The following is a 26,205-nucleotide window of genomic DNA, read 5'->3' as shown; positions in this document are numbered from 1 at the left end:
GGGAGGCGAACATGCTGACGCGGTTGATGGGCGCCCTGGTGCCGGTCTTGACGATGATGGCGGCGCCCGCCCTTGCCCATACCGGAATGGGCTCCGTCGGTGGTTTCGTTCATGGTCTGCTGCATCCGCTCACCGGGCTGGACCATCTTCTGGCGATGATTGCTGTCGGTCTCTGGGCCGGGCTCGTCGGTGGCACGGCGCGCATCGCCTATCCCGTCGCCTTCGTCTCGGCCATGGCGCTGGCCGGGCTCTGGGCCATGTCCGGCGGGCAGCTTCCCGGCGCGGAGGTCGGCATTGCCTCGTCGCTCCTCCTCCTCGGGCTTGCGATCGCGTTCAACCTCTCGCCGCCGCTCGCCGCCGGCACGCTCGTTTGCGCGGTCTTCGCGATCTTCCATGGCTTTGCCCATGGTGCCGAGCTGCCGGAGAACGCCAGCGGCGTGGGCTATGCGATCGGCTTCGTCATCGCCACGGCTACCCTGCATGGAGTAGGCTTGCTACTTGCGAGCCAGCTTGCCGCGCGGATGCCGCAGCTCGCTCGCATCGCCGGCGGTGGTCTCATCCTGGCAGGCGTCGCGATCCTGTCGAGCTGAGTGCGGGCCTATCTCCAATGCGTTAGGCGTCGTGGCTCATGACACCTGCATTGAAAATCCTGATCGTCGACGCCAACCCGGTCCGGGCGGCTATCATCGACGAGGGCTTGCGCGAGGCCGGCTTTACCGACCTCGTCCGAATGGACGCGACGCATGGGTTGGTCGCTGCCATCGAGGCGCACGATCCCGACGTGGTCGTGATCGATCTCGAGGATCCCAGCCGCGATGCGCTGGCCGACATGTTCCTGGTCAGCCAGCACGTGAAGCGGCCGATCACCATGTTCGTCGACCAGTCGGACGCGGCCTCGATCGAGGCGGCCGTCGAGGCGGGCGTCTCCGCCTATATCGTCGACGGACTGAAGAAAGAGCGCCTGAAGCCAATCCTCCAGACTTGTATCAGCCGCTTCAACGCCTTCCGGAAGCTGCGCGAGGAGCTGGACGATGTGCGATCACAGCTCGACGACCGCAAGCAGATCGATCGCGCGAAAGGCATCGTCATGCGCCTCAAGGGGCTTGCCGAAGAGGAGGCCTATGCCTTGATGCGCCGCACAGCGATGAACGAGAAGCGCAAGCTGGTCGAGATTGCCCGTTCCATCATCACGGCGGCCGAGGTGCTGAAATGACCCTGCATCTGCGCGTCGGCTTCCTGCCTCTGGTCGATGCCGCCCTGCTGGTCGCGGCGGCTGATGCCGGCTTCGCGGAAGGCAGGGGACTTGCCCTCGAACTCGTCCGTGACGTGTCCTGGTCCAACCTGCGCGACAGGCTGCATGTGCGTCTCCTCGATGCCGCCCATATGCTGGCGCCGGCGGCAATCGCCTCGACGCTCGGCATTGGCGGCGTCACCGCGCCGATGGCGGCCCCGATTCTGCTCAATCTGAACGGCAATGCGGTGACAGTCTCGACGTGCCGCTTCGAGGAGCTGGCGCGGGCGGCCGATGGGGACTTGGCCGATGGGGACCTGGCCGATCCCATGGTTTCGGCGCGCGCGCTGGCGAAGCTGGTCGGGATGCGCAAGGCCTCCGGCCTGCCGCCGCTGACATTTGCCGCCGTCTTCGGATTTTCCAGCCATACCTATCTTCTCTGCGACTGGATGGCGCGCGGCGGCGTTCGCCTCGGCCAGGATGTTCGCTTCGAGGTCGTGCCGCCGGTGCAGACCGTCGAGGCGTTGCGCAGTGGTCGTATCGACGGCTTCTGTGCGGGTGCGCCCTGGAACACGCTGGCCGTCGCTGCCGGCGTCGGCGCCATCCTGCATTGCGGCGTCGATTTGCAGGCCGATTGCCCGGAAAAGGCGCTGGCCTGGCGGGCTGACGATGTCGAACGCCGTGGCGAGGCGGTGTCGCGGCTGAATGCGGCACTTGTCGACGCGAGCCGCTGGGCTGGCGCGGAAACGAACTGGCCCCGCCTGGCGGAGCTTCTCGCTACGCCCGAGAGATTGGGCATGCCCGCCGATCTGATCGAGGCGATCCTGCGCGGCGAGATCGCACAGGGCGGTGGGCGTCCGGTGCGGCCAGTTGCCTCCTATATCCGTTTCGACGAGAAGGCGCTCCGTCCGGAGCCTGGTCATGCCGACTGGCTGCTCGCCGCCATGGCGCGGGCTGGGCAGCTCGTTCCGGAGCTGGGGATGAGCGAGAGGGCGCGGGCGGTTTTCAGGCCTGCCGCCTTTGATTTGATGCTCAGCTGAAATTTTAGGCTCGCACATATTTTGTGCACATGCGTTCGATTTGTGCGATGCACAACGGCAGAGGCAGGCGACAGGTGCGGCCTCTCTTCCTGTATCAAATTTAAATAATTCAAGGACTTGGATCTGATCGGCCGGCTGGCACGGCATTTGTATTGAATGTTGTGTCGCGGCCAATGCTGCCCGCGACACGTTCGAACCGGAACGCACAGCAACGCCGCTGTCGAAGGAGGCCCGCCAGGGCGCTTTCGCGCGGCGTTTTCGTTTTCGGCACATGGCGGGCCCAGTTCACCACGTTCACGCGAGAGGCGATCGATGACCAAGACCATTCAGACCAGGGCCTTGTCGCTTGCACCCGGCTCCAGCCGCCGCGAGATGCTGAACCTCACCGGCGCGGCAGCGCTCGCCAGCGCGATCAAGCTTGCCTTTCCCTCCGGCGCGATGGCGCAGGGGACGGGCCCCGAAGTCAAGGGCACGCGGCTTGGCTACATCGCCTTGACCGACTCCGCGCCCCTGATCATCGCCAAGGAAAAGGGCTTCTACGCCAAGCACGGCGTGCCCGACATGGAGATCGCCAAGCAGGCGTCCTGGGGCGCGACGCGCGACAACATGGCGCTCGGCGCCAAGGCGAACGGCATCGATGGCGGCCATATCCTGCGCCCCAAGACGCATCTCTACACCACCGGCAAGGTGATGCAGAACAGCCAGCCCCTGCCGATGTACACGCTGCTCAACCTCAATGAGGACGGGCAGGCGATCTCGGTCTCCAACGAATACAAGGACCTGAACGTCCAGAAGGATTCCTCGCCGCTGAAACAGGCGTTCGAGCGGAAGAGGGCCGCCGGCAAGGAGCTTACCGCCGCCATGACCTTCCCGGGCGGCACCCACGACCTCTGGATCCGCTACTGGCTGGCTGCCGGTGGCATCGATCCGGACACCGACATCAAGGTCATCGTCGTGCCGCCGCCGCAGATGGTGGCGAACATGAAGGTCGGCACCATGGATTGCTTCTGCGTCGGCGAACCGTGGAACGAGCAACTCGTCAACCAGAACATCGGCTACAGCGCGCTCACCACCGGCGAGCTCTGGTTCAAGCACCCCGAGAAGATCCTGGGCATGCGAGCCGACTGGGTCGACGCCAATCCGAAGGCGACCCAGGCCATCCTGATGGCGGTGATGGAAGCCCAGATGTGGTGCGAGAAGATGGAGAACCGCCAGGAACTCTCCGAGATCGTCGGCCGCCGGCAATGGTTCAACGTCCCGGTCGCCGATCTCAACAAGCGCCTGCAAGGCGACATCAACTACGGCAATGGCCGCGAGGTGAAGGGCACCAATCTCTACATGAAGTTCTGGGGCGAGGGCGGCGCGACCTCCTATCCCTGGAAGAGCCTCGACACCTGGTTCGTCACCGAGAACATCCGCTGGGGCAAGTTCGACCCGACGATCGATATCAAGGCCCTGGTCGACAAGACCAACCGCGCCGATCTCTGGCGCGAGGCGGCGAAGACGCTCGGCGTCGCCGGCGCCCCGACCGCCGACAGCCGCGGCGTCGAGACCTTCTTCGACGGCACGAAGTTCGACCCGGCCGCGCCGCTCGACTACCTCAAGGCGCTCAAAATCAAGCGCGTGGCCTGAAGCGATGGCCGAACCGCTCGTCATCGTCGGCAAGGGAATGGCAGCGACGCGGCTGGTCGACGAGCTCAGCCAGCGCGCGCTCGGCCGCTATTCCATCGCCGTGATCGGTGCCGAGCCGCGGCTCGCCTATAATCGCGTCCTGCTTTCGTCGCTGCTGGCGGGCGAGATCGAGGCACCCGAGATCGAGCTCAAGCCCGCTGCCTGGTGGCGGGCGCGCGGGGTCTCGACCTTCTACGGCCGTGCGGTGACCAGCATCGACCGGGCCGCGAAGTCGGTGACGCTCGAGGGCGGCCTTCGCCTGCCCTATGCCAGGCTCGTGCTCGCGACGGGCTCGAGCCCGCTGAAGCCGCCATTCCCCGGCATCGACTTGGCGGGTATTGCGACCTTCCGCGATACGGCCGATGTCGAGGCCTTGCGCGCCCAGGCCGAGCGAGGGCTGAAGATCGTCGTCATCGGCGGCGGGCTGCTCGGGCTGGAGGCGGCCTATGGCCTGTCCCGGGCCGGCGGCAAGGTGACATTGCTGCATCTCGTCGATCGCCTGATGGAGCGCCAGCTCGATGCCGAGGGCGCGGCGCTGCTCGCCGGAGAAATGGACAGGCGCGGCATCACTGTTCGCCTCAATGCTGCGACCAGGGGTTTTGTCGGCAAGGACAAGGTCGAGGGCGTCGAGCTTGCGGACGGGTCGATCGTTCCGGCCGATCTCGTCGTCATCGCCATTGGCGTGCGCCCGAATGCGGAGCTGGCGAAGGCCGCTGGCCTGACGGTCAATCGCGGCATCCTCGTCGATGATCGTCTGGCGAGCGCCGATGCATCGATCTTCGCCATCGGCGAATGTGCCGAGCATCGCGGGCAGGTCTATGGGCTGGTCGAGCCCGCCTATGAGCAGGCCCGCGTGCTGGCGGCGCATCTGTCCGGCAAGGAGGCGAGCTATGCCGGCTCGCTGCTCGCGACCAATCTCAAGGTCAGCGGCGTCGGTGTGTTCTCGGCTGGCGATTTTGAGACTGGCGCGAATGACGAGATCGTCGTGCTGCGTGACCGCGCCGCCGGAATTTACCGCAAATTCGTCCTGCGCGAAGGCCGGCTTGCCGGCTGCATCCTCGTCGGGGAGACGAGCGGAGCGCTGTTCTATCTCGGCTTGATCCGCTCGGGCCAGGATATCTCCGCCATTCGCGCCGATCTGCCCTTTGGCGAGGCCTATTGCGTCAGGGAGGCCGCCTGACCATGCGCCACGATGCCCCGCTCTCCGCCTCCGGCACAATCCGCACCACCTGCCCCTATTGCGGGGTCGGTTGCGGCGTGCTGGCGACACCGGACGGCAGCGGTGGTGCAGCGATCGCTGGAGATCCGAACCATCCGGCGAACCGCGGCAGGCTCTGCTCCAAGGGCTCCGCGCTCGGCGAGACGCTGGGGCTGGGCAGCCGCGTGCTGCACCCGCTACAGCGCAACGCGTCAGGCGGTTATGACCGGGTTTCCTGGGAGGTCGCACTTGCTGCGGTCGCGGCCGGCCTGAAGGAGATCATGGCCGAGCACGGCCCCGACGCGATCGCCTTCTACCTCTCCGGCCAGCTCCTCACCGAGGACTATTACGTCGCCAACAAGCTGATGAAGGGCTTCATCGGTTCGCCGCATGTCGACACCAATTCGCGGCTCTGCATGTCCTCGACCGTGGCTGGCCAGCGCCGCGTCTTCGGCTCGGATACGGTGCCGGGGTGCTATGAAGACCTGGACTGCGCCAACCTGATCGTGCTGGTCGGCTCGAACGCGGCCTGGTGCCATCCCGTCCTGTTCCGCCGCATTCAGCAGAACCGGGCCGAGCGCGGCGCGAAGGTCGTGATCATCGACCCCCGCGTCACCGCGACTGCCGAGGATTCCGATCTCGTCCTGGCCCTGAAGCCGGGCTCGGACAGCGTGCTCTTCGCCGGGCTGCTCGTCCATCTCGCCGATCACGGCCTGACCGATACGACCTATCTCGCCCGCCACACGACGGGCTTCGCCGAGACCCTGGCGAACGCGCGCGAGATTGCGTCCGATCTCGCGGGCGTCGCTGCCCGCACCGGCCTCGCGCCTGCGGACATTGCCACCTTCTATGAACTCTGGGCGAGCACGCCCGCCGTGGTCACGGCCTGGAGCCAGGGCGTCAACCAGTCGGCCCAGGGCACCGACAAGGTCGCGGCCATCCTGCATTGCCACCTCGCAACGGCCCGCATCGGCCGGCCGGGCTGCGGGCCGTTCTCGTTGACCGGGCAGCCCAATGCCATGGGCGGGCGCGAGGTCGGCGGTCTCGCCAACATGCTGGCCGCTCATATGGGCTATTCGCCGGCGGAAATCGACCGCGTCGGGCGCTTCTGGCAGGCGCCGAACATGGCCCGTCATGAGGGGCTGAAGGCGGTCGCGATGCTCGACGCGGTCGCCGAGAAACGGATCAAGGCGCTCTGGGTCATGGCGACCAATCCGGCCGTGTCGCTGCCGCGCGCCGATCATGCCCTCGCGGCGATGAAGGCGCTCGACCTCTTCATCGTCTCCGAGAACGTGCTCTCGAACGACACGCTGCGCGCCGAGCCCGGCTTCATTCTCCCCGCCGCGGCCTGGGGCGAGAAGGACGGCACCGTCACCAATTCCGAGCGCCGCATCTCGCGCCAGCGCGCCTTTCTGCCGCTGCCGGGAGAGGTCAGGCCGGACTGGTGGATCATCTGTGAGGTCGCCAGGCGCCTCGGCTTCGCGAAAGCCTTCGCCTATTCCGGTCCGTCCGAGATCTATGCCGAGCATGCCACGCTCTCGGCCTTCGAGAACGAAGGCAGCCGCGATTTCGACATCGGCGCGCATTCCATACTCGATCGCCGCGCCTATGACGCGCTCCTGCCTGTACAATGGCCGGTTCCGGCGGGATCTCCAGGCGGCACGGCACGGCTCTTCACCGCGGGCGGCTTCTTCACAAGGGATCGCCGCGCCAGCCTGAAGCCCCTGGCCACGCCCGCCCTGGCCTCGGCCGTCAGCGAGGAGTACCCGCTCCTGCTCAACACCGGCCGTGTCCGCGACCATTGGCACACGATGACCCGCACGGGTCTCAGTCCCAGGCTCAGCGCGCATATCGTCGAGCCTTCGGTCTGCCTGAACCCGGCCGACGCTGCCCGTTACGGCCTTGCCGATGGCGGTTTCGCCCGCGTCGAGACCAGCCACGGTGCCGTCATCCTCAAGGTCGCGCTCGATCCCGGCGTCCAGGAAGGCTCGCTCTTCGCGCCGATCCACTGGTCGGCCGAGACGGCGTCCGATGCCCGCATTGGTGCGGCCGTTCAGCCGCTGTGCGACCCTCAATCCGGCCAGCCCGAAATGAAGGCGACGCCGTCTCGCATCGCACCGGTCACCTACGCCGCACGCGGCTTCATGCTCTCGCGTGATCCGGTCGCGCTGCCGGCCGGAAGCTGGTGGGTCTCGGTCGCCGTCGAGGGCGGGCAGGGCAGGCTGTTTGCGACCGATGCCATGCCTGAAGACCTGATGGTCCATTGTCGCGCGACCTTTGGCGAGGACGGCCTCGTCGAGATGCTCGACCGCAAGGCCGGCATCTATCGCTGCGCCGCGACACGCGATGGCAAGCTCATCGCCGCCCTCTTCACCGGTCCGGCCGATCGCGCGCCGCTCTGGGACACGGTCAGGCTCGCATTCGCTGATCCCGATCACGCGCCTGAGAACCGGCTCGCCTTGTTGTCCGGGCGCAGGCTCGACGGAGCGGCCGATCCCGGTCCGATCGTCTGCGCCTGCTTCGGCGTCGGGCTCAACGCCATTCGCTCAGCCTTCGAGAGCGGCGCCGCCGTCACCTCGGAGGATATCGGCCGTGAGCTCCGGGCCGGCACGAACTGCGGATCCTGCCTGCCGGAGATCCGGCGCATCGCCGGCAACCGGAACCGTGAGGCGGCGGCATGAGCGTCACGACAGTGGAAGACATCGAGAGGAGCAGCGAGATGGGTCAGGCGGTCTTGAAGAATGCGACTGACGCGAAGGTCGTCGCCCTGCCGGCCGCGAAAGCGGAGGTGGTGAGCCTGTCGCCGGCGCTGGCGAAGCCCCTGGCGCAGCGCGTCATGTCCTGGTTCACGCCGGTCCTGCAGAACCTCGTGCCACCGCTCGTCACGGTCGCGTTGATCCTGCTGTTCTGGCAGATCGCCGCGTCGGGGCCGCAATCCTCGCTGCCGCCACCGACCAAGATCTGGGAAGAGGCGAGAGACCTGATCACCGAACCGTTCTACTGGGCCGGCACCCAGGATATCGGACTCGGTTGGCGCATCCTGGTGTCGCTCCAGCGTGTCGCGATCGGCTTTGGCCTGGCGGCGGTCGTCGGCGTCCTGGTCGGGGCTCTGATCGGCCAGTCGGTCTGGGCGATGCGGGGGCTTGACCCCGTCTTCCAGATCCTGCGCACGGTGCCGCCTTTGGCCTGGCTGCCGCTCTCGCTCGCGGCCTTCCGCGACAGTCAGCCTTCCGCGATCTTCGTGATCTTCATCACCGCGATCTGGCCGGTCATCATCAATACCGCGGTCGGCATCCGCAACATCCCGCAGGATTACCGCAACGTCGCGCAGGTGCTGCGGCTGAACCAGATCGAGTTCTTCTTCAAGATCATGGTGCCCTCCGCCGCGCCCTACATCTTCACCGGGCTTCGCATCGGCGTCGGCCTGTCATGGCTCGCCATCGTCGCCGCCGAAATGCTGACCGGCGGCGTCGGCATCGGCTTCTTCATCTGGGACGCGTGGAACTCCTCACGCCTCTCCGACATCATCGTGGCGCTCGTCTATATCGGCGTGGTCGGTTTCATCCTCGACCGGCTGGTCGCCGCCATCGGCGCGATCGTCACCCGCGGCACTGCGGTGAACTGAGGAGCAACGCACCATGAGCACGCCCTATCTGAAGATCGACCATGTCGACAAAAGCTTCCGCCGCGGTGCCGCGACGACAGAGGTGTTGAAGGACATCAATCTCGTCATCGACAAGGGCGAGTTCGTCTCGATCATCGGTCATTCCGGCTGCGGCAAGTCGACCCTGCTCAATATCATCGCCGGTCTGACGCCGGTCAGCGCGGGCGCCGTGTTGCTTGAGAACAAGGAGGTCAATGATCCCGGTCCGGAACGGGCGGTGGTGTTCCAGAACCACTCGCTGCTGCCCTGGCTCACGGTCTACGACAATGTCGCTCTTGCCGTGAACAAGGTCTTCGGGCGCTCGAAGCCGCGGGCCGAGCGCCATGACTGGATCATGCACAACCTCGACCTCGTCCAGATGGGGCATGCCAGGGACAAGCGTCCGGCCGAGATCTCCGGGGGCATGAAGCAGCGCGTCGGCATCGCTCGCGGACTCGCCATGGAGCCGAAGATCCTGCTGCTCGACGAGCCCTTCGGCGCGCTCGACGCGCTGACCCGCGCCCATCTCCAGGATTCGGTGATGCAGATCCACGCCGCTCTCGGCAACACCATGATCATGATCACCCATGACGTCGACGAGGCTGTGCTGCTCTCCGACCGCATCGTGATGATGACCAACGGTCCCTCGGCCCGCATCGGCGAGGTGCTGGATGTCAGGTTGGAGCGCCCGCGCAGGCGCCTCGATCTGGTTTCGGACCGCACCTATATCGCGGCGCGCGAGGCGGTTCTGAAATTCCTCTACGAGCGCCACCGCTTCGTCGAGGCGGCGTGAGTCGGGCGCGGCGATGAGCAACGACTTCACCCCGGACCAGAAGCGCTATCTCGAAGGCTTCATGAGCGGCATGCAGTCGGCGCGGGCAGCGCGCGGGCTCGGCCCGCTCGGCGGCACGGGGGAGGGCGGTGGTGCGGCACCATCCGGGCCTGACAGGGAGCATGCGGAAGCCCAGGCGCGCACGGCGGCCGCCGGAGGCAAGCTGGTCGATCAGGAAAAATGGAAACAGGCGGAGCACCCGTTCGACGCCTATGCCCGCTTCAAGGAGCAGGCGTCCTCGGGCACCTATCCCAAGCCGGAGGACAATTTCCGCTGGCGCTATCACGGCCTGTTCTACGTGGCCCCTGCGCAGAACAGCTATATGTGCCGGCTGCGGATCCCGAACGGCATCCTCAAGGCCTGGCAGTTCGAGGGCGTCGCCGATCTCGCCGAGCGCCATGGCGGCGGCTACAGCCATGTCACCACCCGCGCCAATCTCCAGATTCGCGAGATTTCGGCCGAGAACGCGCCGCTCCTGCTCGAAGGCCTCGCCGATCTCGGCCTCACCGCCAAGGGCTCCGGCGCCGACAATATCCGCAACGTCACCGGCTCGGCGACCGCCGGCATCGATCCGCTCGAACTGCTCGACACCCGGCCCCATGCCCGTGCCTGGCACCATCACATCCTCAACGACCGCTCGCTCTACGGCTTGCCGCGCAAGTTCAACGTCGCCTTCGACGGTGCCGGCTCGATCGCGACGCTGGAGGACACCAACGATATCGGCTTCCAGGCGATCGCGGTCGGCGAGGGCGCTTCCTGCGCGGGCCGGCCGGTTGAGCCGGGCATCTGGTACAGGCTCGCGCTCGGCGGCATCACCGGCCACCACGACCTCGCCCGCGACACGGGAATCGTCGTCGCGCCATCTGATGCCGTCGCGGTGGCCGATGCGATCGTGCGCGTCTTCATCGCCAATGGCGACCGCACCAACCGCGCCAAGGCCAGGCTGAAATACGTGCTCGATGCCTGGGGCTTCGACAAGTTCCTTGCCGTGGTGGAGGAAAGGCTTGGCCGCACCCTGATCCGTGTCGAGGCAGCCTTCGTGAAGCCGCGCCCGGTCTATGACCGCCTCGCCCATATCGGCGTGCATGCCCAGGTCCAGCCCGGCCTGAACTGGATCGGCGTGGCGCTGCCGGTCGGCAGGCTCACGGTCGCGCAGATGCGTGTTCTCTCCGCCATTTCGCAGCAATGTGGCGACGGCGATATCCGCCTGACGGTCTGGCAGAACCTGCTGATCTCCGGCGTGCCGGATGCGAGGGTCGATGACGCCCTCGCCAATCTTCAGGCGATCGGCCTCTCCGCGGAGACCTCGGTGCTCCGCGCCGGGCTGATTGCCTGCACCGGTGCGACCGGCTGCAAGTTCGCCGCTGCCCACACCAAGGAGGATGCGCTTGCCATCGCCGACCATTGCGACCAGCGCCTGATGCTGGAGACGCCGGTCAATATCCACCTGACGGGCTGCCACCACTCCTGCGCCCAGCACTATATCGGCGACCTCGGCCTGATCGGCGCCAAGGTACCCATCAACGAAGAGGGCGACACCGTGCCCGGATACAACCTCCTGGTCGGCGGCGGTTATGGCGTCGAGGGCGGCATGGCGCGCGATTTCCAGGCGAATGTGCGTGCAGAGGACGCGCCTGCGCTGGTCGAAAAGATCCTGCGGGTCTGGCAGATGCACCGCGTCTCGCCGGACGAGAGCTTCGTCGCCTTCGCCCGCCGCCACGAGATCGCAGCGCTCAGGGAACTGGTCGATGCTACGGGAGGCGCCGCATGACCGTGCAGGCGCGGAACCCGCTCGTCCAGGTCCTGCCGGAGACCGCGCCCTTCAGCGAGGAGCAGCGCTCCTGGCTCAACGGCTTCTTCGCCGGCCTGCTCTCGCTCGACAATGCCGGTGTGACGGCGCTCTCCACGGCCGAGAATGCCGCCATGATGGGCGGAGCCGAGGATGACGGCGCTCCGTGGCATGACCCGGCGATGGAGATCGCCGAGCGCATGAAGCTTGCCGAGGGCAAGCCGCTGCCGCGAAAGCTCTTCGCGGCGATGGCACAGCAGGATTGCGGCCAGTGCGGCTATGTCTGCGAGACCTATTCGGCCGCGATCGCCGAAGGCAAGGAGCCGCGGCTCAACCTGTGTGCGCCGGGCGGCAAGGACACCTTGCGCATGCTCAGGACATTGACGGAAAAGGCCGGCGGCGAGCCCGCCGGCATGCCGGCTGAAGTCGCTGTATCCGCGGCGCCGACCGGCCCTGCTGGCCGCTCGCGCGAGAACCCGGCCTTCGCCACCTTCCTCTCGCGCCGCAAGCTCAACGGCGAGGGTTCCGAGAAGGAGACCTATCATGTCGAGCTCGACCTGACCGAAAGCGGGCTCGACTACGTGGTCGGCGACGCCTTCGGCATCATCCCCGGCAATGACCCCCGTCTTGTCGATGCCGTGATCGGGCTCCTGGGCGCACGGCCGGACGCCGATATCGACGGCAAGACCCTGCGCGAAGTACTGATCGCCGATGTCGCGCTCGGGCCTGCACCGGACGCGCTGTTCCAGCTGATTTCCTACGTCACCGGCGGCGAGACACGTCAGACGGCCAAGCGCCTCGCTGCGGGGGAGGATCCCGACGGCGATCTCGACCGGCTCGATGTGCTCGGCACCCTGCACAAATTTGCCAGGGCCCGGCTCTCGGCCGAGGCTTTCATCGAGGCTCTCGATGGCCTGCAGCCGCGGCTCTACTCGATCTCGTCTTCCTTCAACGATACGCCGGGACGCATTTCGCTGACGGTCGACACGGTGCGCTATGCCATCGGCAACCGCCCGCGCTGGGGCGTCGCCTCGACCTATCTCGCCGAGCGCGTCAGCCCCGGCGACAGGCTGCCGGTCTATGTCCAGCGCGCTCATGGCTTCGGCCTGCCATCAGATCCGCGGACGCCGGTCATCATGGTTGGTCCCGGCACCGGCATTGCTCCCTTCCGTGCATTCCTGCGGGATCGCAAGGCGACGAAGGCTCCGGGCCGGAACTGGCTCTTCTTCGGCCATCAGCGCCGCGCCAGCGATTTCTTCTATGAGGAGGAACTGAACGAGCTGAAGCAGGACGGCATCCTGCATGGCCTGACGCTCGCCTGGTCACGCGACGGCAGAGAAAAGATCTATGTGCAGGACCGCATGCGCGAGCGCGGGGCCGAGCTCTTCGCCTGGCTGGATCAGGGCGCGCATTTCTATGTCTGCGGCGACGCCAAGCGCATGGCCAAGGATGTCGAGCGCGCCCTGGTCGATGTCGTGGCAGAGCACGGCAAGCGCTCGGCCGACGACGCGGTCGCCTATGTCGCTGCCCTGAAGAAGGCCGGGCGCTATCAGGCGGATGTCTATTAGAGCATCGGACCGAAAAGTGGAATCCGGTTTTCGGAAAAATCCGATGCTTAAACAAAGAGCTAGATCGCCGCTCCTGCGTCCGAACGGACGCACGGCGATCTAGCCTCGCCTGACCGGCGCGCCTGTCATCCTGCTGTCACGATGGCCAGTCAAGCGCGCCCTCCCATGGGTTGCGGCGGAGGCGGGCGTGTCACTTCATATCACGGGCGGGACGGTTCTCACCGCCGCTCTCACCCGTGCCGATCTGGTCACGGAGGGAGCCTCCATCGCGGCCCTCGATGCGTCACCTCCTGACGGCACCCTGCGCCTCGATGCCAGCGGCCTGCTCGTCCTGCCCGGCATGGTCGATTGTCATGGCGATGCCTTCGAGCGGCACATCATGCCGCGGCCGCGCGTGTCCTTCGATATCGATCTTGCTCTGCGCGATGCCGATCGCGCCATGCTGAGCTGCGGTATCACCACGGCCTTCCACGGCGTTACCTGGTCCTGGGAGCCCGGCCTGCGCGGAGCCGGGAATGCGCGGCGCCTGGTCGACGCGATCGCGCGGCTCGCGCCGGAACTCGGGGCCGATACCCGGTTCCACTTGCGCCACGAGACCTTCAACCTCGATGCCGAGGCCGAGATCATCGCATGGCTGCAGGCGGGGCGCGTCGGAGTGCTGGCCTTCAACGATCATACCGGCGGCATCCTCAAGGAGACGACCCGGCCGGACAAGGTCGCCAAGATGGTCGAGCGCACCGGCCTCTCGCATGCCGACTTCATGGCCTTGGCGCAGAACGTTCATGACCGCGGCGAAGAAGTGCCGGGATCGGTGGCGCGGCTGGCCAAGGCCTCGCTGGCTGCCGGCATTCCGACGCTCTCGCATGATGACATGAGCCCGGACATGCGTCGCTGGTATCGCTCGCTTGGCGTGACCGTGGCGGAATTCCCAATGGATGAAGCGACAGCGCGCGAGGCTGTCGCGCATGGCGAGGCGACGGTGTTCGGCGCGCCCAATGTCGTGCGCGGCGGCTCGCATACCGGCTGCCCGGCTGCCGAGGATATGGTGGGCAAGCGGCTCTGCACCATCCTGGCCTCGGATTATTACTATCCGGCGTTGCTGCTGGCGCCCTTCATGCTGGCGCGCAACGGCACGGCGAGCTTTCCCGACGCCTGGCGGCTGGTCTCTCAAGCCCCTGCCGAAGCCCTTGGCCTGGCCGACCGCGGCGTGATCGCGCCGGGCAGACGGGCAGACCTGATCATCGTCGAGGATGCGCCGCAGCCACGCGTCGTCGCGACCATCGCCGGCGGCAAGCTGGTTCAGCTCGCCGACCAGCGCCTTCTGGGTTGAGATCAGCCCTCAGGTCCGTTTCGAAGTTCTCGCAAGGTCGGGGCTTCGAGGCGCAGCGCCTCGGTGTCCTGACGTGCCTCGCGAGCGAAGCGAAGCAATCCAGGGGTCTCGCGCACACCCCCTGGATTGCTTCGCTTCCCTCGCAATGACCGCTTCGAGCATCGGACCGAAAAGTGGAATCCAGTTTTCGGAGAAATCCGATGCTCAAACAAAGAGATAGATCGCCCATCCTGCGTCCGAACGGACGCACGGCGATCTAGAGGGAGAGCTCCTCGTAGAGATCGCGCCAGCCCTGGTTCATCGCTTCGATCAGCACACGTTTCTTGGTGCGAGAGCCGCCCTTAATCTGCTTTTCGCGGGCGATCGCTTCATCCATGCGTTCATGGCGCTCATACCAGACAAGTGTCTTGCAGCCGTAGCGTTTGGTGAAGCTTGGCAACACAGCTTCGCGATGTTGCCAGACCCGCTGCGCTAGGTTCGATGTAACTCCGACATAGAGCGTACCGTTTCGTCGGTTGGCCATGATGTAAACGGCTGGCTCGCGCATGGCCGCAAAGGTTCCGCGTGGCGTGATCCAACGGTAGAATGTCTAAGGAGCCTCGTCGATCCGTCATTGCGAGCGTAGCGAAGCAATCCAGGGCCATCTGCGAGACGCTGGACTGCTTGGTCGCTTGCGCTACTCGTAATGACGTTTAAGCGTCGTATCCCCGCAAGCTCGCCACCGCCGTCATCACGCCGCGCAGTTCCGCGAGCCCACGCAGGCGGCCGATGGCGGGGTAGCCCGGGAAGCTGCCCTTGCCGACATCGTCGAGCAGTTCATGGCCGTGATCGGGCCGCATCGGGATGCGCCAGTGGCGCCAGCCGGCGGCCTTGCGGCGCTGCTCCTCGGCCATCAGCGCATCGACCAGCGCCACCATGTCGGTGTCGCCGCCAAGATGCTCGGCCTCCATGAAGGAACCGTCCGGATCCTTGGCGACATTGCGCAGATGCGCGAACCAGATCCTGTCGGCAAAGCGCCGGGCAATTCCGGGCACGTCGTTCGCTGGGTTGGCGCCCAGCGAACCCGAGCACAGCGTCAAGCCATTGGACGGGCTGTCGACCGCAGCGAGAATGAAGGCGATATCGCGCTCGTCCGAGCAGATGCGTGGCAGCCCGAAGAGCGGGCGCGGCGGATCGTCGGGATGGATGCACATGCGGATCCCGACCTCTTCCGCGGTCGGGATCACCGCCTCGAGGAAACGCTTCAGATTGGCGCGCAACCCGTCATGGCTCATCTCATGATAGCGCGCGAGCATGCGCTTCAGCCCGGGCACGTCGTAGCGGTCATAGGCACCGGGCAGCCCGGCCATGATATTGGCGAGCAGACGGGCGCGATCGGCCTCGGTCGAGCGCTCGAACCAGGTCCTGGCCCGGTCCATCACCTCGGCCGAATGACCGTCGGCGGCGCCCGGGCGCTCCAGCATGAAATGGTCGAAGGCGACATATTCATGCAGGTTGAAGCGCAGCGCCGTGCCGCCGCCGGGCAGGGGGTAGGCGAGTTCGGTCCGGGTCCAGTCAAGAACCGGCATGAAATTGTAGCAGACCACCTCGATGCCGCAGGCCGCGAGGTTGCGCAGCGACTGGCGGTAATTGACGAAGATCGGCTCCAGATCGCCTTCGCCGATCTTGACGCTCTCATGGATCGGCAGGCTCTCGACCACGGACCAGCGCAGGCCGAGGCTCTTGTCCTTCTCGATGATCGCCTTGCGCGCCTCGATCTCCTCGACGCTCCAGACGACGCCATAGGGGATCTGGTGCAGCGCGTTGACGATGCCTTGCGCGCCCGCCTGTCGTGCCTGGGCGAGCGTCACCACATCGTCCGGCCCGAACCAGCGCCAAGTTTGTTCCATCGTCGCGTTCCTTCCTCGTCGTTTCTTGTCGGTGATGCAGTGAATGCGGACGGCTCAGACCTTGCGGATCGGCGTGTCCGCGACGAAGGCGTCGACATGGTTGCGTGCGATCGCCTCGATGGCGTCGAACACCGTGCGCAGATGCGCCCGCATCGCCTTCTCGGCGCCGACCTCATCGCCGGCGCTGACCTTCGCGGCGATCTCGCGATGCTGGTCCATGATCATGCCGGGCCAGGACGCTGCTTCGAGCGACAGGCAGCGCACGCGGTCAAGCTGCGCCTTGACGCCTTCGATCAGACCCCAGACCGAGGGGTGGCCCGAAAGCCGCGAAAGCTCGGCATGGAAGGCCTCGTCGGCACGGAAGAAATTGACGCGATCTCCCACTGCAAGCGCCTGTTCCTGCTGCGTGATCAGTCGATCCAGCGCGGCGCGCCCGGCATCGTCGATACGCTGGGCTGCCAGCGTGACGGTGCGGCATTCCAGGGTTTCGCGCACGAACTGGCTGTCATAGACTGCCGCCAGATCGATCGGCGCGACGAAGGTGCCGACCTGCGGCACGACCACCAGGAACCCTTCGTCGACCAGTCGCTTGAAGGCCTCGCGCACGGGCGTGCGGCTGACCCCGAACTGGACGGCCATCCGCGCTTCAGACATCGCCTCTCCCGGCAGGAGCACCGCGTTGAGGACGTCGTCCCGCAAGGCGCGGTGAATCTGGTCTGTGCTTTGTCGTGCCGCTGCGCTGCCCATTGCCAAGCTCTGGTCCACTAGTATACTAGGATACCGGGCATTCCGAGGCGGCGTCAATGTGAACTTCGCCGAGGCTGACACCCAAAAGGTGTCTTTAAAAGAAACCAAAAGCGGGAAACCCGTACGGAAGGGAGAAGTCATGGTCCAGGACAGCATCAATCGGCGCATTTTTCTGGGTGGTGTTGCCGGTTTCGCGGGTGCCGCGGCCTATGCGCCGGGCGCCTTCGCGCAGCAGCTCAAGCTGCCGACCTCGCCGGTCACGCTTTCCGTCGTCGATGTCGCCGGCAATCTGGCGCTGACGCAGAAGGCGATCGAGAATTACCGCAAGGCCAAGCCGAACCTGGTCTCGCGCATCACCTTCACCAAGGCGCCCGCGCCGGAGCTCCCGGGCAAGCTGAAGGCGCAGCAGGAAGCGAACCGCGTCGATATCGACATGGTTTTGACCGGTACCGATGCGCTCTCCGCCGGTGTCGAGCAGAAGCTTTGGACGCCGCTGCTGCCGCAGCTTGCAGGCTCCCTGCCGAAGCTCGACGAGATCTATCTCGACGGCGCCGCCAAGATGCAGGGGCTCGCAAGCGGGCAGGGCGTCGTGGTGACCTATTATCCGTCCGGGCCGCTGCTTGAGTACATGCCCGACAAGGTCAAGAAGGTGCCGACGACGGCCGAGGAACTGCTCGCTTATACCCGCGAGAACAAGAACCGCTTCTTCTATGCGCGCCCGGCCAATTCGGGCCCCGGCCGGACCTGGATCATGGGCCTGCCCTATATCCTCGGGGATTCGAACCCGAAGGACCCGATGAAGGGCTGGGACAAGACCTGGGCCTATCTCAAGGCGCTGGGCGAGAACGTCGAGTACTACCCGGCCGGCACCGGTGCGGTGATGAAGGAGCTCGGCGAGGGCTCCCGCGACATGACCGTCACGACCACGGGCTGGGACATCAACCCGCGCGTGCTCGGCGTCGTGCCCAAGGAAGCCAAGGTCGGTGCCCTCAAAGGGTTCCATTGGGTCACGGACGCGCACTACATGTGCATCCCGAAGGGCGTTTCGGGCGAAAAGCTCGCGGTGCTGCTCGACCTGATGAACTTCCTGCTCACCAAGGAACAGCAGGCCTACACCTATGACGAGGGCTATTTCTATCCCGGTCCCGCGGTGAAGGGCGTGACGCTCGATATGGCGCCCGCCGAGAGCCAGGCGGCGATCAAGGAGTTCGGCCGCCCCGAATACGAGAAGCTCATCGCCGAGACGCCGCTCGAGACGCCGCTCGATCCCGACCAGATGGTGCTCGCCTTCCGCCGCTGGGACGAGGAAGTCGGCGGCGCCAAGCGCAAGTGAGCGAAGCCCGCTCATGACAGCGAGCCGGTTCCGGCCGGCTCGCATCGCCGTCACACTCCCTGACAGAATCCATCAGCCGCTTGCCAAAGACGTGACCTAAATGACGATTCACGCTGCGAATTTCCGCGAGCTGCGGCTCGACAATCTGAGCCGCGACTTCGGCACTCACAACGCCGTCAAGGACGTGTCGCTGACGATCAAGAAGGGCGAGTTCATCGCGCTTCTCGGTCCGTCGGGCTGCGGCAAGTCGACGACGCTGAACCTGATCGCGGGCCTCCTGCCGGCAACGGGCGGCGGCATCTGGCTCGACGATCGGCGCATCGATCCGCTGCGGCCGGAGGAGCGCGGCTTCGGCATGGTGTTCCAGAACTACGCCCTCTTCCCGCATATGAGCGTGAAGCGGAATATCGGCTTCGGCCTGAAGATGCGCGGCGTCCAGAAGTCCGAGATCGAGCGGCGCGTCGGCGAGGCCGCAGCGCTGGTCCGGCTGCAGGGCCAGACCGAGAAGCTGCCTGGCCAGCTCTCCGGCGGGCAGCAGCAGCGTGTCGCCATCGCCCGGGCCATTGTCGTCGAGCCGCCGCTGGTGCTGATGGACGAACCGCTCTCCAATCTGGATGCCAAGCTGCGTCTCGAGATGCGCGCCGAGATCCGCCGCATCCACAACACGCTGGGCGCAACCACGATCTATGTCACGCATGATCAGGAAGAGGCGTTGTCGCTGGCCGACCGCATCGTCGTGATGCGTGACGGCCAGGTCCGTCAGGTCGGCGGGCCGGAGGACCTGTTCTCCCGGCCCGACCATCTCGATGTCGCCGAGTTCATGGGCTTCCGCAACAAGGTTGCCGGCCGCGTCGCCTCCGTCGAGGGCGAGCGTGCCACCATCACGGTCGGTGATGCCAAGGTCGTCGGGCGGGTGCGCGGCGCGGTGGCGCCCGGTGCTTCGGCCTGGCTCGCGATCCGGCCGGAGGATCTTCACCCCGCGGCTGCGGGGGGCGCCGGCCTCAAGGCGTCCGTCGTTTCGACCGAGTTCCGCGGCCGCGAATTCGTCGGCTTCTCCCGCATGGCGGATGGCACCGATCTCTCCTTCCTGGCGCATGACCGTATCGCGCCGGGTGGCGAGGTCACGCTGACCGCAGATCCCGATCGCGTCCTGGTTTTCGGGGGGGCGGCGTGAGCGCGACGACATCCATCCCCCTGAGCCAGAGGCTCGCCGCACGCGGCATCGATTCTCTGACCTTGCTGGTACTGCCGGCGGTGTTCTTCCTCCTGGCGCTGTTCATCTACCCGTTCTTCTATGGGCTCGTGCTCTCCTTCACGCCCAAGACCGGGTCGATGCTGGCGAACTACACGCGCTTTTTCTCGGATTCCTTCCTGTACGGAACGATCGCGACGACACTCTGGCTGGCGCTGCCGGTCACGATCGTGACGCTTCTGCTGGCGATCCCGATCGCCTTCCGTGTCCGGATGATGAAGCATCAGCGCCTGCTCACCACGATCCTCGTGATTCCGATCACGCTCGGCACGGTTCTCGTCGCGCAAGGGCTGTTGAATTATCTTGGCCCCCAGGGCTGGTTCAACCGCACCCTGCTGACGCTCGGGCTGATCTCGACGCCGGTGAAGCTCCTGCACAATTACTGGGGCGTCTGCATTTCGCTCGTCATCACCGGCTTCCCCTTCACCTTCCTGTTGACCCTGTCCTACCTCTCCGGTGTCGATCCGGCGCTAGAGCAGGCGGGTGCGACGCTCGGTGCCGGGCCGTGGGAACGGTTCAAGCACATCCTGCTGCCGCTGCTGCTGCCCGGGCTGGCGATCACCTTCTGCCTGAGCTTCGTCCAGGCCTTTTCGGTCTTTCCCTCGGCCGTCTTGCTGGGGGCGCCGGCCGGCCCGACGCGCGTCATCTCGATCGCAGCCTATCAGGCTGCCTTCGAGGAGTATGATTATTCGATGGCATCCGCGGTTGCGATGATCATGGGCGTGGTCCAGCTCAGCATCGTCGTCGTGGTGCTGGCTGCGCGCGGCATGCTCTACCGTGGCCCCGCCGGCGGCGGGAAGGGCTGAGATCATGGTCAAGGATACCCGTCTCTCCAGCAAGCTCTGGGCCGCCGCCAACTGGACCCTCATCGGCTTCTTCATCCTCAACCTCGCCGCGATGATCGCGACGGTGGTGACGAGCTCCTTCGCGACGCGCTGGCTCGGCACATGGCTGCCGGCCGGCTGGACCACGCGCTGGTATTCGGCCGCCTGGAGCGAATTCCAGCTGTCCGACGTGCTGAGCGTGACCTTCCAGATCGTTTTCCTGGTCGTGTTTCTCTCGGGCCTGCTCGGCGTGCCGGCCGCCTATGCGCTGGCGCGGCGGGATTTCCCGGGCAAGAAGCTCGTCATGCTGCTGTTCCTGCTGCCGCTGCTCGTGCCGCCGATCACCTTCGGCATCCCGCTCGCGACGGTGCTTTACAAGGCCGGCCTTGCCGGCGGCATGTCGGGTGTCGTGCTCGCCAATCTGGTGCCGACCGTTCCCTTCGTCATCCTGGTGATGATCCCGTTCATCGAGCAGATCGACACCAAGATCGAGGCGGCCGCCCGCGTCTTCGGGGCAAACACCTTCAAGCTCTTCGTTCACGTCCTGCTGCCCCTGCTGATGCCGGGCATCCTGGCCGCGCTGCTGCTGGTGCTGGTCCGGACGATCGCGATGTTCGAGCTGACCTTCCTGACCGCAGGCCCGACCAGCCAGACGCTGGTCGTCGCCCTCTATTATGCGGTCTTCGCTGCGGGCGTGCGCGCCGTGCAGTCGATCGATGCCATGGCGGTGATCTACATGATCACGACGCTGATCTGGCTGGTGATTGCGCTGCGCTTCGTCAACCCGACGCAGATCGTCGCCCGCGCCAAGAAATAGGACGCCAACAGTGAAATCCGGCCGCCTTCAGGCGGCCGGACCCCTGCGGCGTCTGGGCATGGCGACATCCACCATAGTGGTATATAGATGGTCCGACGGATGGGGGATGAGCGGGACTCTCTGCCCATGACGACGGAACCTAGCCTCCGCCTTAAAGATCCGATCGCTCCGCAACTGGTATCGTCCTTGCGGCGGGCGATTTTCGCCACGCAGCTCAGGCCTGGCCAGGCGCTCTCGGAAAAGGATATCGCCGGCCGCTTCGGCGTCAGCCGCCAGCCGGTCCGCGAGGCCTTTAACAAGCTCTCCGAAGCCGGCCTGGTGCAGATCCTGCCCAGCCGCGGCACCTGTGTGATGAAGGTTTCGATGCGGGCAATCGTCAATGCCCGTTTCGTGCGCGAGGCGGTGGAATGTGCCATTGCGCGCGCTGCCAGCGCATTGGTCACCGCGGAAGATATGATACGGCTGCGCCGGCTGATCGAGCGCCAGCGCGAGGCGTCTGCACTTGCCGATCACGCCTCCTTCGCGGTGCTCGACGAGAATTTTCACCAGACCCTCGCCGAGATCGTCGATTGCGACTACGCCGCCCGCATCGTCGAAGGCGCTCGCGCCCAGACTGACCGCGTCCGCTACCTGTCGCTTCCCGGCGCCTCGCCGATTCCGCTGCTCATCGCGCAGCATGTCGCGATCATCGATGCCATCGCGGCCGGAGATGCCGATGGGGCCGAATGCGAGATGCGCAAACACTTGCGCGAGATCCTCAATGCCTTGCCCCGGATCGCGCAGAACTATCCCGAGCTGTTCGAGGACGAAGTCATGCCGGCACATACGCAGGTGCTGCACAGGCCCTGATCGGTGCGCTTAAAGCATCGGCCCGAAAAGTGGATTGCGGTTTTCGGGGCAAAGCCGATGCAAACGCATAAGCTTAGATCATCGGACCGGATACGATATCCGGTCCGATGATCCAAGACTCTCCGATGATCGAAGACTCGGGGAGCGTCCGAGACCCTCGCCGATCGATCCAGCAACGTGATCCGGGATCGTCCCATGGCGCGCAGCCAGACCACACGACGCATGGTGCGACCGGCGCGGGCTGATCCCGAACCATTGCTCCCCGAGAAGGTGACCCTGACCAGGGAGCGGGAAACCCTTCTCATCACCCTCTATGCCAAGGGCGAGGAAAGCCGCCTGCGGGATTCCCTGCTGAATGATCGCTTCGCCGCGAGCGCTGTCCGCCGCATCGACTATGACTTCGGAAGGCTGGGGGTCAGCCGGGACGACATGATCGCCCTGGCGATGCGGGCACATATGATCGACGGCTGGACCAGCGATTTCATCATGCGGAACCCCGATGCGACGGTGCTGCATCTCGGCTGCGGCCTCGACAGCCGCGTCTTCCGGATCGATCCGCCCGCCGGTGTTCGCTGGTTCGATCTGGACTATCCGGAGGTCGTCGCGCTGCGCCGGCGTCTCTATCCGGAAAGGCAGGGTTACACCCTGATCGGCTCCTCGGTGACGGAGCCGGGCTGGCTCGACGACGTGCCTGCGGGGCGGCCGACGATGATCGTTGCAGAAGGTTTGCTCATGTATCTCCGGCCGGATGCGGTGCCGCGGCTCATCAAGCGGCTGGTTGGGCATTTCGGGCACGGTGAGCTGGTCTTCGACGCCTTCAGCCCGTTCGGATTATGGCTTGTCAGCCATCATCGTTCGGTCCGGGCGACCGGCGCCAGGCTGCTCTGGAGCATCGACGAGCCGCGCGAGCTTGAAGACCGCATTCCCGGCGTGAAGCTCAGGAACGATCTGACCGCCTATGATCCACGCGGCTATGATCCCGCCCAGATTGCCCGGATGTCTTGGCCCGCCCGCCTGACGGTCCTCTTCCTCTCCGCCTTTCCGCCTCTCGGGCGCATGGGCCGGCTGCTGCGCTACCAGTTCTGAACGCGGTGGATCGCCCGGCTGAAACCCGTCAGCAAATCCGGTCGAAAATCGCCCAGTTTCGCGTATAAGGGCACGCGAAGCACGACTTGCACCGCTCACATCCGGATGAAATGCAGCACTATCAGTCATACAGGTTCTCCGTCGCGCCCATGATGGATTGGCGCGATAGTTCTGGATAGCGATTTGAAATCAGCAGCTTAATCTTTTTGTTCTCAAATGTTGTAGATTTGTTGTAGAGAAAAGGCCCCGCGAGGGGCCTGTTTCGTGTCAGGTTCGCGTCCAAATCAGCCACAAAGGGCTTTCAATTCGCGCAGCGCCGCGGCCCGTCTCTTGTCGAGATACTCGGCCAGATCCTGAAGGTGGACGCCTTTTGCGCTCTTCTGGCTGGCCTCCATTCTGGTGACGGGAATCTCGATCTCGCCGGCGCCGACCTTGCGCAGAAACTTGTCGAAGGACAGGTGCGAGAAATAGTCCTTGCAAACCTGGTCGACGGGGATGACGGCCTGGCCGTTGTATTGCGCCATCAGCAGGAAAAGAGTGTTCATCGGCGCCTCGTCAAAAAGGGATGTCTTCGAGCGGTCGCACATGTCTCTTCAGGTGCAGCATGAACGCCTGGGCATCGATCGTCGCCTGGGCCCTACCGAGCTCTTCCGCCAACCTGTCCGCGCGAGCTTTCTCCTCGCGGAACCACCTTTGATATTCTTCGCGAGAGATTTCCGGCTGCTTCGCGCAGCGAGGCGCTGCGGATTTGGTTTTCCTTGTCGTGGCCATGGCTCAGGCCCCCTTCATTGCGGCGAAGATGCGCTCGGCGTGGAGCGCCTGAGATACGGCGTCGTCAGCTGCTTCGTGTGCCGTGCCGGTCTGCTCGTAAGCGATGTCGGGCCGGAGGTTCTTGAGCGTTCGGTAGCAACGATCGTCCTGATGGCGCCAGGGGGGCGACACCTCGCAGCGATCGTAAGCGCCGCGCAGGATGACATTGTCGAAACCGGCGCCGTTACCCCAGACGCGCACCCGCTCACCGTCGAACTCGGGAAGGCACCACAGCGCGAACTGCTGAAGCGCGCTCTGGATCGAGCGAGCCGGAGCAAGCGTCCACGCCTGGCGGGCTTCTGTCGACTGGCCCATCCACCAGACAACGGTCAGCGCGTCGATGCGCCCGCCCGCTTTCTGGGATGTGTCTGGGTGCACGGCCTGCCGAAAGACGCGGCGAGCGGCCAGAGTGGATCCGTCTGTCGCGAAGGTACAGGCGCCGATCGCGACGATCGCGGCGTCGGGAGCGCTCGACAGCGTCTCCAGGTCAATGTCCATGGCTGGTCAGGCTCCCATCTGGCTGAAGAGGTCTGCCGTCTCGCGCTGGCGCGTCTGGGCGCGCAACAGCGGGGCGGCTTTGCGGTGATTGAGTTCGGCCTGCAGCAGATCGGCTGTGGCCTGGACGAAGCGCCGGCGTGCTTTGCCGCGGCCCTTCTTCTTCGGGCGTAGTTCGGCCTTAACGAGCGCGAGTTTCGCCTCATCGCGGCGGCGGCGGAGCGTTGCGAGATCAGCCATCGGCCTTCACCTTTTTCAGGGCGTTGCCGCTGGAGACCATCCGAAACCCGTCCTCGAACTCGAGCCCGACCGAGTTCATGCTCTTGCCGTTCGGCCAGCGCCGGCTCCTGGCGAAGACGCGGCAGCGCTGGCCTTTTCGGCCGCAGCGGTCCCAGCGATAGATGTAGGGGAAGGGCGCCATCACGCCGCCCTCGGCATGGCGTTGTGCTCGACGCCGTCGAGCAGCCGTCCGGCCTTGGCCTTGCCGACGTTGCGCATCGCGAGAACGCGCTCGCCATGGAAGCCCGTGCCCCCGGCCAGGTTGTGGTAACGCTCGGCTCCACGACCCATCTGGTCGTCTACGCGCGGGCAGCGGCGCCAGTCCGGATCGTCGATGTCGCGGTCATAGAACGCGATCCAGTCACCATGCTGCTTGAAGAAGAAGGCCGTGCCAGCAGCCGCACACTGGTCGCGGATCGAGCGCGCCCAGTCGGGGTGCATTGGCCGCGCGCCCCTGCCGCTCTCGCCGCCGACGATGATCCAGTCGAGATCGGAGAAGTCACCGACGATCGGGCCGAGCAGCGGCTCTGCAGATAGTCCGATCCACGGCAATGACATGCGGCGCTTCAGTGAGCGGAGCCGCGGCACATCCCTGTCGAACTCCGCCTGGTTCACGACCGTGATCATCAGCCCGGCGTGCTTCGGCCAGGTATTGACGCCGATCGCGGCCAGCCGCTTCTCGACCGCGCTGATGCGCTTCGTCACGATCTGGATGTCGAGGCGGTCGCACTGGACGATCTTGCCCCAAGCCTCCGCAAACCATTCGAGCGGCACCTCGAGGTCGAACAGGTCGGACATTGACTGGACGAAGACTCTCCGACGCAAGTTCGGGTGCAGCTTCCCGATCTGCGCGTCCGCTGCCCACCATGCGTAGTCGTTGTCGAGACGGTTCAGCAGTTTGCCGGCGCTCGCGATCTTCCGGCGCGGAGCGCCAACGCCCCAGTGGCCAGGGGTGAACCTGTTGCTTTGCGTCTCGGCATAGCAGTGGTCGCAGCCGGGCCCGACCTTTGTGCAGCCCCACCAGAAATTGACGGTCGCGTCGGTCCATTCGATCTTGGTCGCGTCAGCCATTGTCGCGGTTCTCCGCGTCGCCGATCTTGCGCACGCCGTCGGCGATGCCCTCTGCGGCTTCCGTGATCGACTTGCCGTCGTCGAGCGGCGCGACGAGCGCGCCGAGCGGCAGCTTTGCCACGTTGACGGTCGCCTGCGCGACGCCCTCGACAGTGTTCTTCACCAGGTCAAAGAGGCCCATGGTCGCGGCCCCCCTGTTCAGCGTGGCAAGCGCCCTGGACAAGGCGCGCGAGTGCATAGACGGCGAAGCTAGCGAGCAGCAGGTAGAAGCCGAGTTCGCGATCGAGCGGAGGGAATGTGTCGAGCCAGCGCGTCATGGGGACTCTCCTTCGTCGCGGAGTTGGGCGCGGTAGCCGATGCGGATCTTGGCGAGGAACCGCCCGGTCTGGCGCGGCCCGAAGACCGCCGCCAGGATCAGGGTGCTGAGAAGGCCGGCCAGGGCGCCCATCGC

General features: G+C 65.6%; 28 protein-coding genes. 17 read left to right on the top strand and 11 right to left on the bottom strand.

The window, feature by feature from the left end; all coding sequences use genetic code 11:
- The first annotated feature begins 11 nt into the window (after positions 1 to 11).
- From FG93_RS27445 to FG93_RS27395, 11 genes are all read left to right on the top strand, one after another.
- A complete protein-coding gene (locus FG93_RS27445; RefSeq protein WP_043241099.1) occupies positions 12 to 590 on the top strand; it encodes a HupE/UreJ family protein in 579 nt (192 codons plus the stop codon).
- Between the two features lie 38 nt (positions 591 to 628).
- Positions 629 to 1,213 carry an ANTAR domain-containing response regulator gene (locus FG93_RS27440; RefSeq protein WP_043241095.1) on the top strand — a complete coding sequence of 195 codons (585 nt, stop codon included), beginning with the start codon at positions 629 to 631 and terminating at the stop codon, positions 1,211 to 1,213.
- Positions 1,210 to 2,271, top strand: coding sequence for a CmpA/NrtA family ABC transporter substrate-binding protein (locus FG93_RS27435; protein WP_052514281.1), 1,062 nt, complete (start codon positions 1,210 to 1,212; stop codon positions 2,269 to 2,271). Before FG93_RS27440 ends, FG93_RS27435 begins: the two co-directional genes overlap by 4 nt.
- Before the next feature lie 312 nt (positions 2,272 to 2,583).
- On the top strand, positions 2,584 to 3,903 hold the full coding sequence (locus FG93_RS27430) for a CmpA/NrtA family ABC transporter substrate-binding protein (protein ID WP_043241092.1): 1,320 nt from the start codon (positions 2,584 to 2,586) through the stop codon (positions 3,901 to 3,903).
- 4 nt (positions 3,904 to 3,907) lie between these two features.
- Entirely contained in the window at positions 3,908 to 5,122 is a 1,215-nt protein-coding gene (locus tag FG93_RS27425) for an NAD(P)/FAD-dependent oxidoreductase (protein WP_052514280.1), read from the top strand.
- A 2-nt stretch (positions 5,123 to 5,124) separates the two neighbouring features.
- Positions 5,125 to 7,821: a nitrate reductase gene (locus tag FG93_RS27420; RefSeq protein WP_043241562.1), complete on the top strand. Its 2,697-nt coding sequence runs from the start codon at positions 5,125 to 5,127 to the stop codon at positions 7,819 to 7,821.
- A 38-nt stretch (positions 7,822 to 7,859) separates the two neighbouring features.
- Positions 7,860 to 8,765: a nitrate ABC transporter permease gene (ntrB, locus tag FG93_RS27415; protein WP_043241560.1), complete on the top strand. Its 906-nt coding sequence runs from the start codon at positions 7,860 to 7,862 to the stop codon at positions 8,763 to 8,765.
- A 13-nt stretch (positions 8,766 to 8,778) separates the two neighbouring features.
- Entirely contained in the window at positions 8,779 to 9,576 is a 798-nt protein-coding gene (locus FG93_RS27410; RefSeq protein WP_043241089.1) for an ABC transporter ATP-binding protein, read from the top strand.
- A gap of 13 nt (positions 9,577 to 9,589) precedes the next feature.
- Entirely contained in the window at positions 9,590 to 11,386 is a 1,797-nt protein-coding gene (locus FG93_RS27405; RefSeq protein ID WP_043241087.1) for a NirA family protein, read from the top strand.
- Positions 11,383 to 12,972, top strand: coding sequence for a sulfite reductase subunit alpha (locus FG93_RS27400; RefSeq protein WP_043241084.1), 1,590 nt, complete (start codon positions 11,383 to 11,385; stop codon positions 12,970 to 12,972). The genes FG93_RS27405 and FG93_RS27400 overlap by 4 nt, the downstream gene beginning before the upstream one ends.
- 187 nt (positions 12,973 to 13,159) lie before the next feature.
- Positions 13,160 to 14,302 carry an alpha-D-ribose 1-methylphosphonate 5-triphosphate diphosphatase gene (locus FG93_RS27395; protein WP_052514279.1) on the top strand — a complete coding sequence of 381 codons (1,143 nt, stop codon included), beginning with the start codon at positions 13,160 to 13,162 and terminating at the stop codon, positions 14,300 to 14,302.
- A gap of 256 nt (positions 14,303 to 14,558) precedes the next feature.
- Here FG93_RS27395 and FG93_RS27390 read toward each other — a convergent pair whose 3' ends face one another.
- The 3 genes from FG93_RS27390 to FG93_RS27380 all read right to left on the bottom strand — a co-directional run bounded on the left by FG93_RS27390 (position 14,559) and on the right by FG93_RS27380 (position 16,938).
- Complete coding sequence (locus tag FG93_RS27390; RefSeq protein ID WP_043241081.1) at positions 14,559 to 14,849, bottom strand: GIY-YIG nuclease family protein; 291 nt, start codon at positions 14,847 to 14,849, stop codon at positions 14,559 to 14,561.
- A 145-nt stretch (positions 14,850 to 14,994) separates the two neighbouring features.
- The gene (gene uxuA / locus FG93_RS27385; protein WP_043241078.1) at positions 14,995 to 16,191 is read right to left on the bottom strand and encodes a mannonate dehydratase; all 1,197 of its coding nucleotides are present in this window, start codon (positions 16,189 to 16,191) and stop codon (positions 14,995 to 14,997) included.
- Positions 16,192 to 16,245: 54 nt separating this feature from the next.
- Entirely contained in the window at positions 16,246 to 16,938 is a 693-nt protein-coding gene (locus FG93_RS27380; RefSeq protein WP_052514278.1) for a GntR family transcriptional regulator, read from the bottom strand.
- A gap of 139 nt (positions 16,939 to 17,077) precedes the next feature.
- Between FG93_RS27380 and FG93_RS27375 the strand changes: the two genes are divergently transcribed.
- From FG93_RS27375 to FG93_RS27350, 6 genes are all read left to right on the top strand, one after another.
- Complete coding sequence (locus FG93_RS27375) at positions 17,078 to 18,271, top strand: ABC transporter substrate-binding protein (RefSeq protein WP_043241074.1); 1,194 nt, start codon at positions 17,078 to 17,080, stop codon at positions 18,269 to 18,271.
- 100 nt (positions 18,272 to 18,371) lie between these two features.
- Complete coding sequence (locus FG93_RS27370) at positions 18,372 to 19,445, top strand: ABC transporter ATP-binding protein (RefSeq protein ID WP_043241070.1); 1,074 nt, start codon at positions 18,372 to 18,374, stop codon at positions 19,443 to 19,445.
- Positions 19,442 to 20,329 (top strand): ABC transporter permease, encoded by an 888-nt coding sequence (locus FG93_RS27365; RefSeq protein ID WP_043241067.1) that lies wholly within the window; start codon positions 19,442 to 19,444, stop codon positions 20,327 to 20,329. The genes FG93_RS27370 and FG93_RS27365 overlap by 4 nt, the downstream gene beginning before the upstream one ends.
- A 4-nt stretch (positions 20,330 to 20,333) precedes the next feature.
- Positions 20,334 to 21,164: an ABC transporter permease gene (locus FG93_RS27360; protein WP_043241556.1), complete on the top strand. Its 831-nt coding sequence runs from the start codon at positions 20,334 to 20,336 to the stop codon at positions 21,162 to 21,164.
- A 126-nt stretch (positions 21,165 to 21,290) separates the two neighbouring features.
- Entirely contained in the window at positions 21,291 to 22,013 is a 723-nt protein-coding gene (locus tag FG93_RS27355) for a GntR family transcriptional regulator (RefSeq protein WP_043241064.1), read from the top strand.
- A gap of 195 nt (positions 22,014 to 22,208) precedes the next feature.
- The gene (locus tag FG93_RS27350; RefSeq protein ID WP_348270495.1) at positions 22,209 to 23,099 is read left to right on the top strand and encodes a class I SAM-dependent methyltransferase; all 891 of its coding nucleotides are present in this window, start codon (positions 22,209 to 22,211) and stop codon (positions 23,097 to 23,099) included.
- 284 nt (positions 23,100 to 23,383) lie between these two features.
- Here FG93_RS27350 and FG93_RS27345 read toward each other — a convergent pair whose 3' ends face one another.
- From FG93_RS27345 to FG93_RS33915, 8 genes are all read right to left on the bottom strand, one after another.
- A complete protein-coding gene (locus FG93_RS27345; protein ID WP_043241062.1) occupies positions 23,384 to 23,644 on the bottom strand; it encodes a pyocin activator PrtN family protein in 261 nt (86 codons plus the stop codon).
- Positions 23,645 to 23,873: 229 nt separating this feature from the next.
- The gene (locus FG93_RS27335; protein WP_052514276.1) at positions 23,874 to 24,407 is read right to left on the bottom strand and encodes a 3'-5' exonuclease; all 534 of its coding nucleotides are present in this window, start codon (positions 24,405 to 24,407) and stop codon (positions 23,874 to 23,876) included.
- A gap of 6 nt (positions 24,408 to 24,413) precedes the next feature.
- On the bottom strand, positions 24,414 to 24,644 hold the full coding sequence (locus tag FG93_RS27330; protein WP_043241058.1) for a hypothetical protein: 231 nt from the start codon (positions 24,642 to 24,644) through the stop codon (positions 24,414 to 24,416).
- Positions 24,637 to 24,828 (bottom strand): hypothetical protein, encoded by a 192-nt coding sequence (locus tag FG93_RS27325; RefSeq protein ID WP_152579665.1) that lies wholly within the window; start codon positions 24,826 to 24,828, stop codon positions 24,637 to 24,639. Before FG93_RS27325 ends, FG93_RS27330 begins: the two co-directional genes overlap by 8 nt.
- Entirely contained in the window at positions 24,825 to 25,754 is a 930-nt protein-coding gene (locus FG93_RS27320; RefSeq protein ID WP_043241051.1) for a DUF5131 family protein, read from the bottom strand. The genes FG93_RS27325 and FG93_RS27320 overlap by 4 nt, the downstream gene beginning before the upstream one ends.
- Positions 25,747 to 25,935, bottom strand: a complete 189-nt coding sequence (locus FG93_RS27315) for a hypothetical protein (protein WP_043241049.1) — start codon at positions 25,933 to 25,935, stop codon at positions 25,747 to 25,749. The genes FG93_RS27320 and FG93_RS27315 overlap by 8 nt, the downstream gene beginning before the upstream one ends.
- On the bottom strand, positions 25,922 to 26,071 hold the full coding sequence (locus FG93_RS33080) for a hypothetical protein (protein WP_161783902.1): 150 nt from the start codon (positions 26,069 to 26,071) through the stop codon (positions 25,922 to 25,924). The genes FG93_RS27315 and FG93_RS33080 overlap by 14 nt, the downstream gene beginning before the upstream one ends.
- On the bottom strand, positions 26,068 to 26,202 hold the full coding sequence (locus tag FG93_RS33915; RefSeq protein WP_280114165.1) for a hypothetical protein: 135 nt from the start codon (positions 26,200 to 26,202) through the stop codon (positions 26,068 to 26,070). The genes FG93_RS33080 and FG93_RS33915 overlap by 4 nt, the downstream gene beginning before the upstream one ends.
- Positions 26,203 to 26,205 lie beyond the last annotated feature (3 nt).

This window comes from Allobosea sp. LC85 (assembly GCF_000735605.1).
Lineage (GTDB): Bacteria > Pseudomonadota > Alphaproteobacteria > Rhizobiales > Beijerinckiaceae > Allobosea.
The sequence above is the reverse complement of the archived record's forward strand: the minus strand, read 5'-3'. Positions and strand labels throughout refer to the sequence as shown.

Coding starts and splice junctions, on each gene's coding strand:
- FG93_RS27335 (WP_052514276.1), bottom strand. CDS start 24,407: ATGGACATTGACCTGGAGACGCTGTCGAGCGCTCCCGACGCCGCGATC.
- FG93_RS27350 (WP_348270495.1), top strand. CDS start 22,209: ATGGCGCGCAGCCAGACCACACGACGCATGGTGCGACCGGCGCGGGCT.
- FG93_RS27315 (WP_043241049.1), bottom strand. CDS start 25,935: ATGGGCCTCTTTGACCTGGTGAAGAACACTGTCGAGGGCGTCGCGCAG.
- FG93_RS33080 (WP_161783902.1), bottom strand. CDS start 26,071: ATGACGCGCTGGCTCGACACATTCCCTCCGCTCGATCGCGAACTCGGC.
- FG93_RS27410 (WP_043241089.1), top strand. CDS start 8,779: ATGAGCACGCCCTATCTGAAGATCGACCATGTCGACAAAAGCTTCCGC.
- FG93_RS27435 (WP_052514281.1), top strand. CDS start 1,210: ATGACCCTGCATCTGCGCGTCGGCTTCCTGCCTCTGGTCGATGCCGCC.
- FG93_RS27370 (WP_043241070.1), top strand. CDS start 18,372: ATGACGATTCACGCTGCGAATTTCCGCGAGCTGCGGCTCGACAATCTG.
- FG93_RS33915 (WP_280114165.1), bottom strand. CDS start 26,202: ATGGGCGCCCTGGCCGGCCTTCTCAGCACCCTGATCCTGGCGGCGGTC.
- FG93_RS27425 (WP_052514280.1), top strand. CDS start 3,908: ATGGCCGAACCGCTCGTCATCGTCGGCAAGGGAATGGCAGCGACGCGG.
- FG93_RS27380 (WP_052514278.1), bottom strand. CDS start 16,938: ATGGGCAGCGCAGCGGCACGACAAAGCACAGACCAGATTCACCGCGCC.
- FG93_RS27360 (WP_043241556.1), top strand. CDS start 20,334: ATGGTCAAGGATACCCGTCTCTCCAGCAAGCTCTGGGCCGCCGCCAAC.
- FG93_RS27345 (WP_043241062.1), bottom strand. CDS start 23,644: ATGAACACTCTTTTCCTGCTGATGGCGCAATACAACGGCCAGGCCGTC.
- FG93_RS27420 (WP_043241562.1), top strand. CDS start 5,125: ATGCGCCACGATGCCCCGCTCTCCGCCTCCGGCACAATCCGCACCACC.
- FG93_RS27440 (WP_043241095.1), top strand. CDS start 629: ATGACACCTGCATTGAAAATCCTGATCGTCGACGCCAACCCGGTCCGG.
- FG93_RS27320 (WP_043241051.1), bottom strand. CDS start 25,754: ATGGCTGACGCGACCAAGATCGAATGGACCGACGCGACCGTCAATTTC.
- uxuA (WP_043241078.1), bottom strand. CDS start 16,191: ATGGAACAAACTTGGCGCTGGTTCGGGCCGGACGATGTGGTGACGCTC.
- FG93_RS27375 (WP_043241074.1), top strand. CDS start 17,078: ATGGTCCAGGACAGCATCAATCGGCGCATTTTTCTGGGTGGTGTTGCC.
- ntrB (WP_043241560.1), top strand. CDS start 7,860: ATGGGTCAGGCGGTCTTGAAGAATGCGACTGACGCGAAGGTCGTCGCC.
- FG93_RS27405 (WP_043241087.1), top strand. CDS start 9,590: ATGAGCAACGACTTCACCCCGGACCAGAAGCGCTATCTCGAAGGCTTC.
- FG93_RS27330 (WP_043241058.1), bottom strand. CDS start 24,644: ATGGCTGATCTCGCAACGCTCCGCCGCCGCCGCGATGAGGCGAAACTC.
- FG93_RS27445 (WP_043241099.1), top strand. CDS start 12: ATGCTGACGCGGTTGATGGGCGCCCTGGTGCCGGTCTTGACGATGATG.
- FG93_RS27400 (WP_043241084.1), top strand. CDS start 11,383: ATGACCGTGCAGGCGCGGAACCCGCTCGTCCAGGTCCTGCCGGAGACC.
- FG93_RS27430 (WP_043241092.1), top strand. CDS start 2,584: ATGACCAAGACCATTCAGACCAGGGCCTTGTCGCTTGCACCCGGCTCC.
- FG93_RS27355 (WP_043241064.1), top strand. CDS start 21,291: ATGACGACGGAACCTAGCCTCCGCCTTAAAGATCCGATCGCTCCGCAA.
- FG93_RS27390 (WP_043241081.1), bottom strand. CDS start 14,849: ATGCGCGAGCCAGCCGTTTACATCATGGCCAACCGACGAAACGGTACG.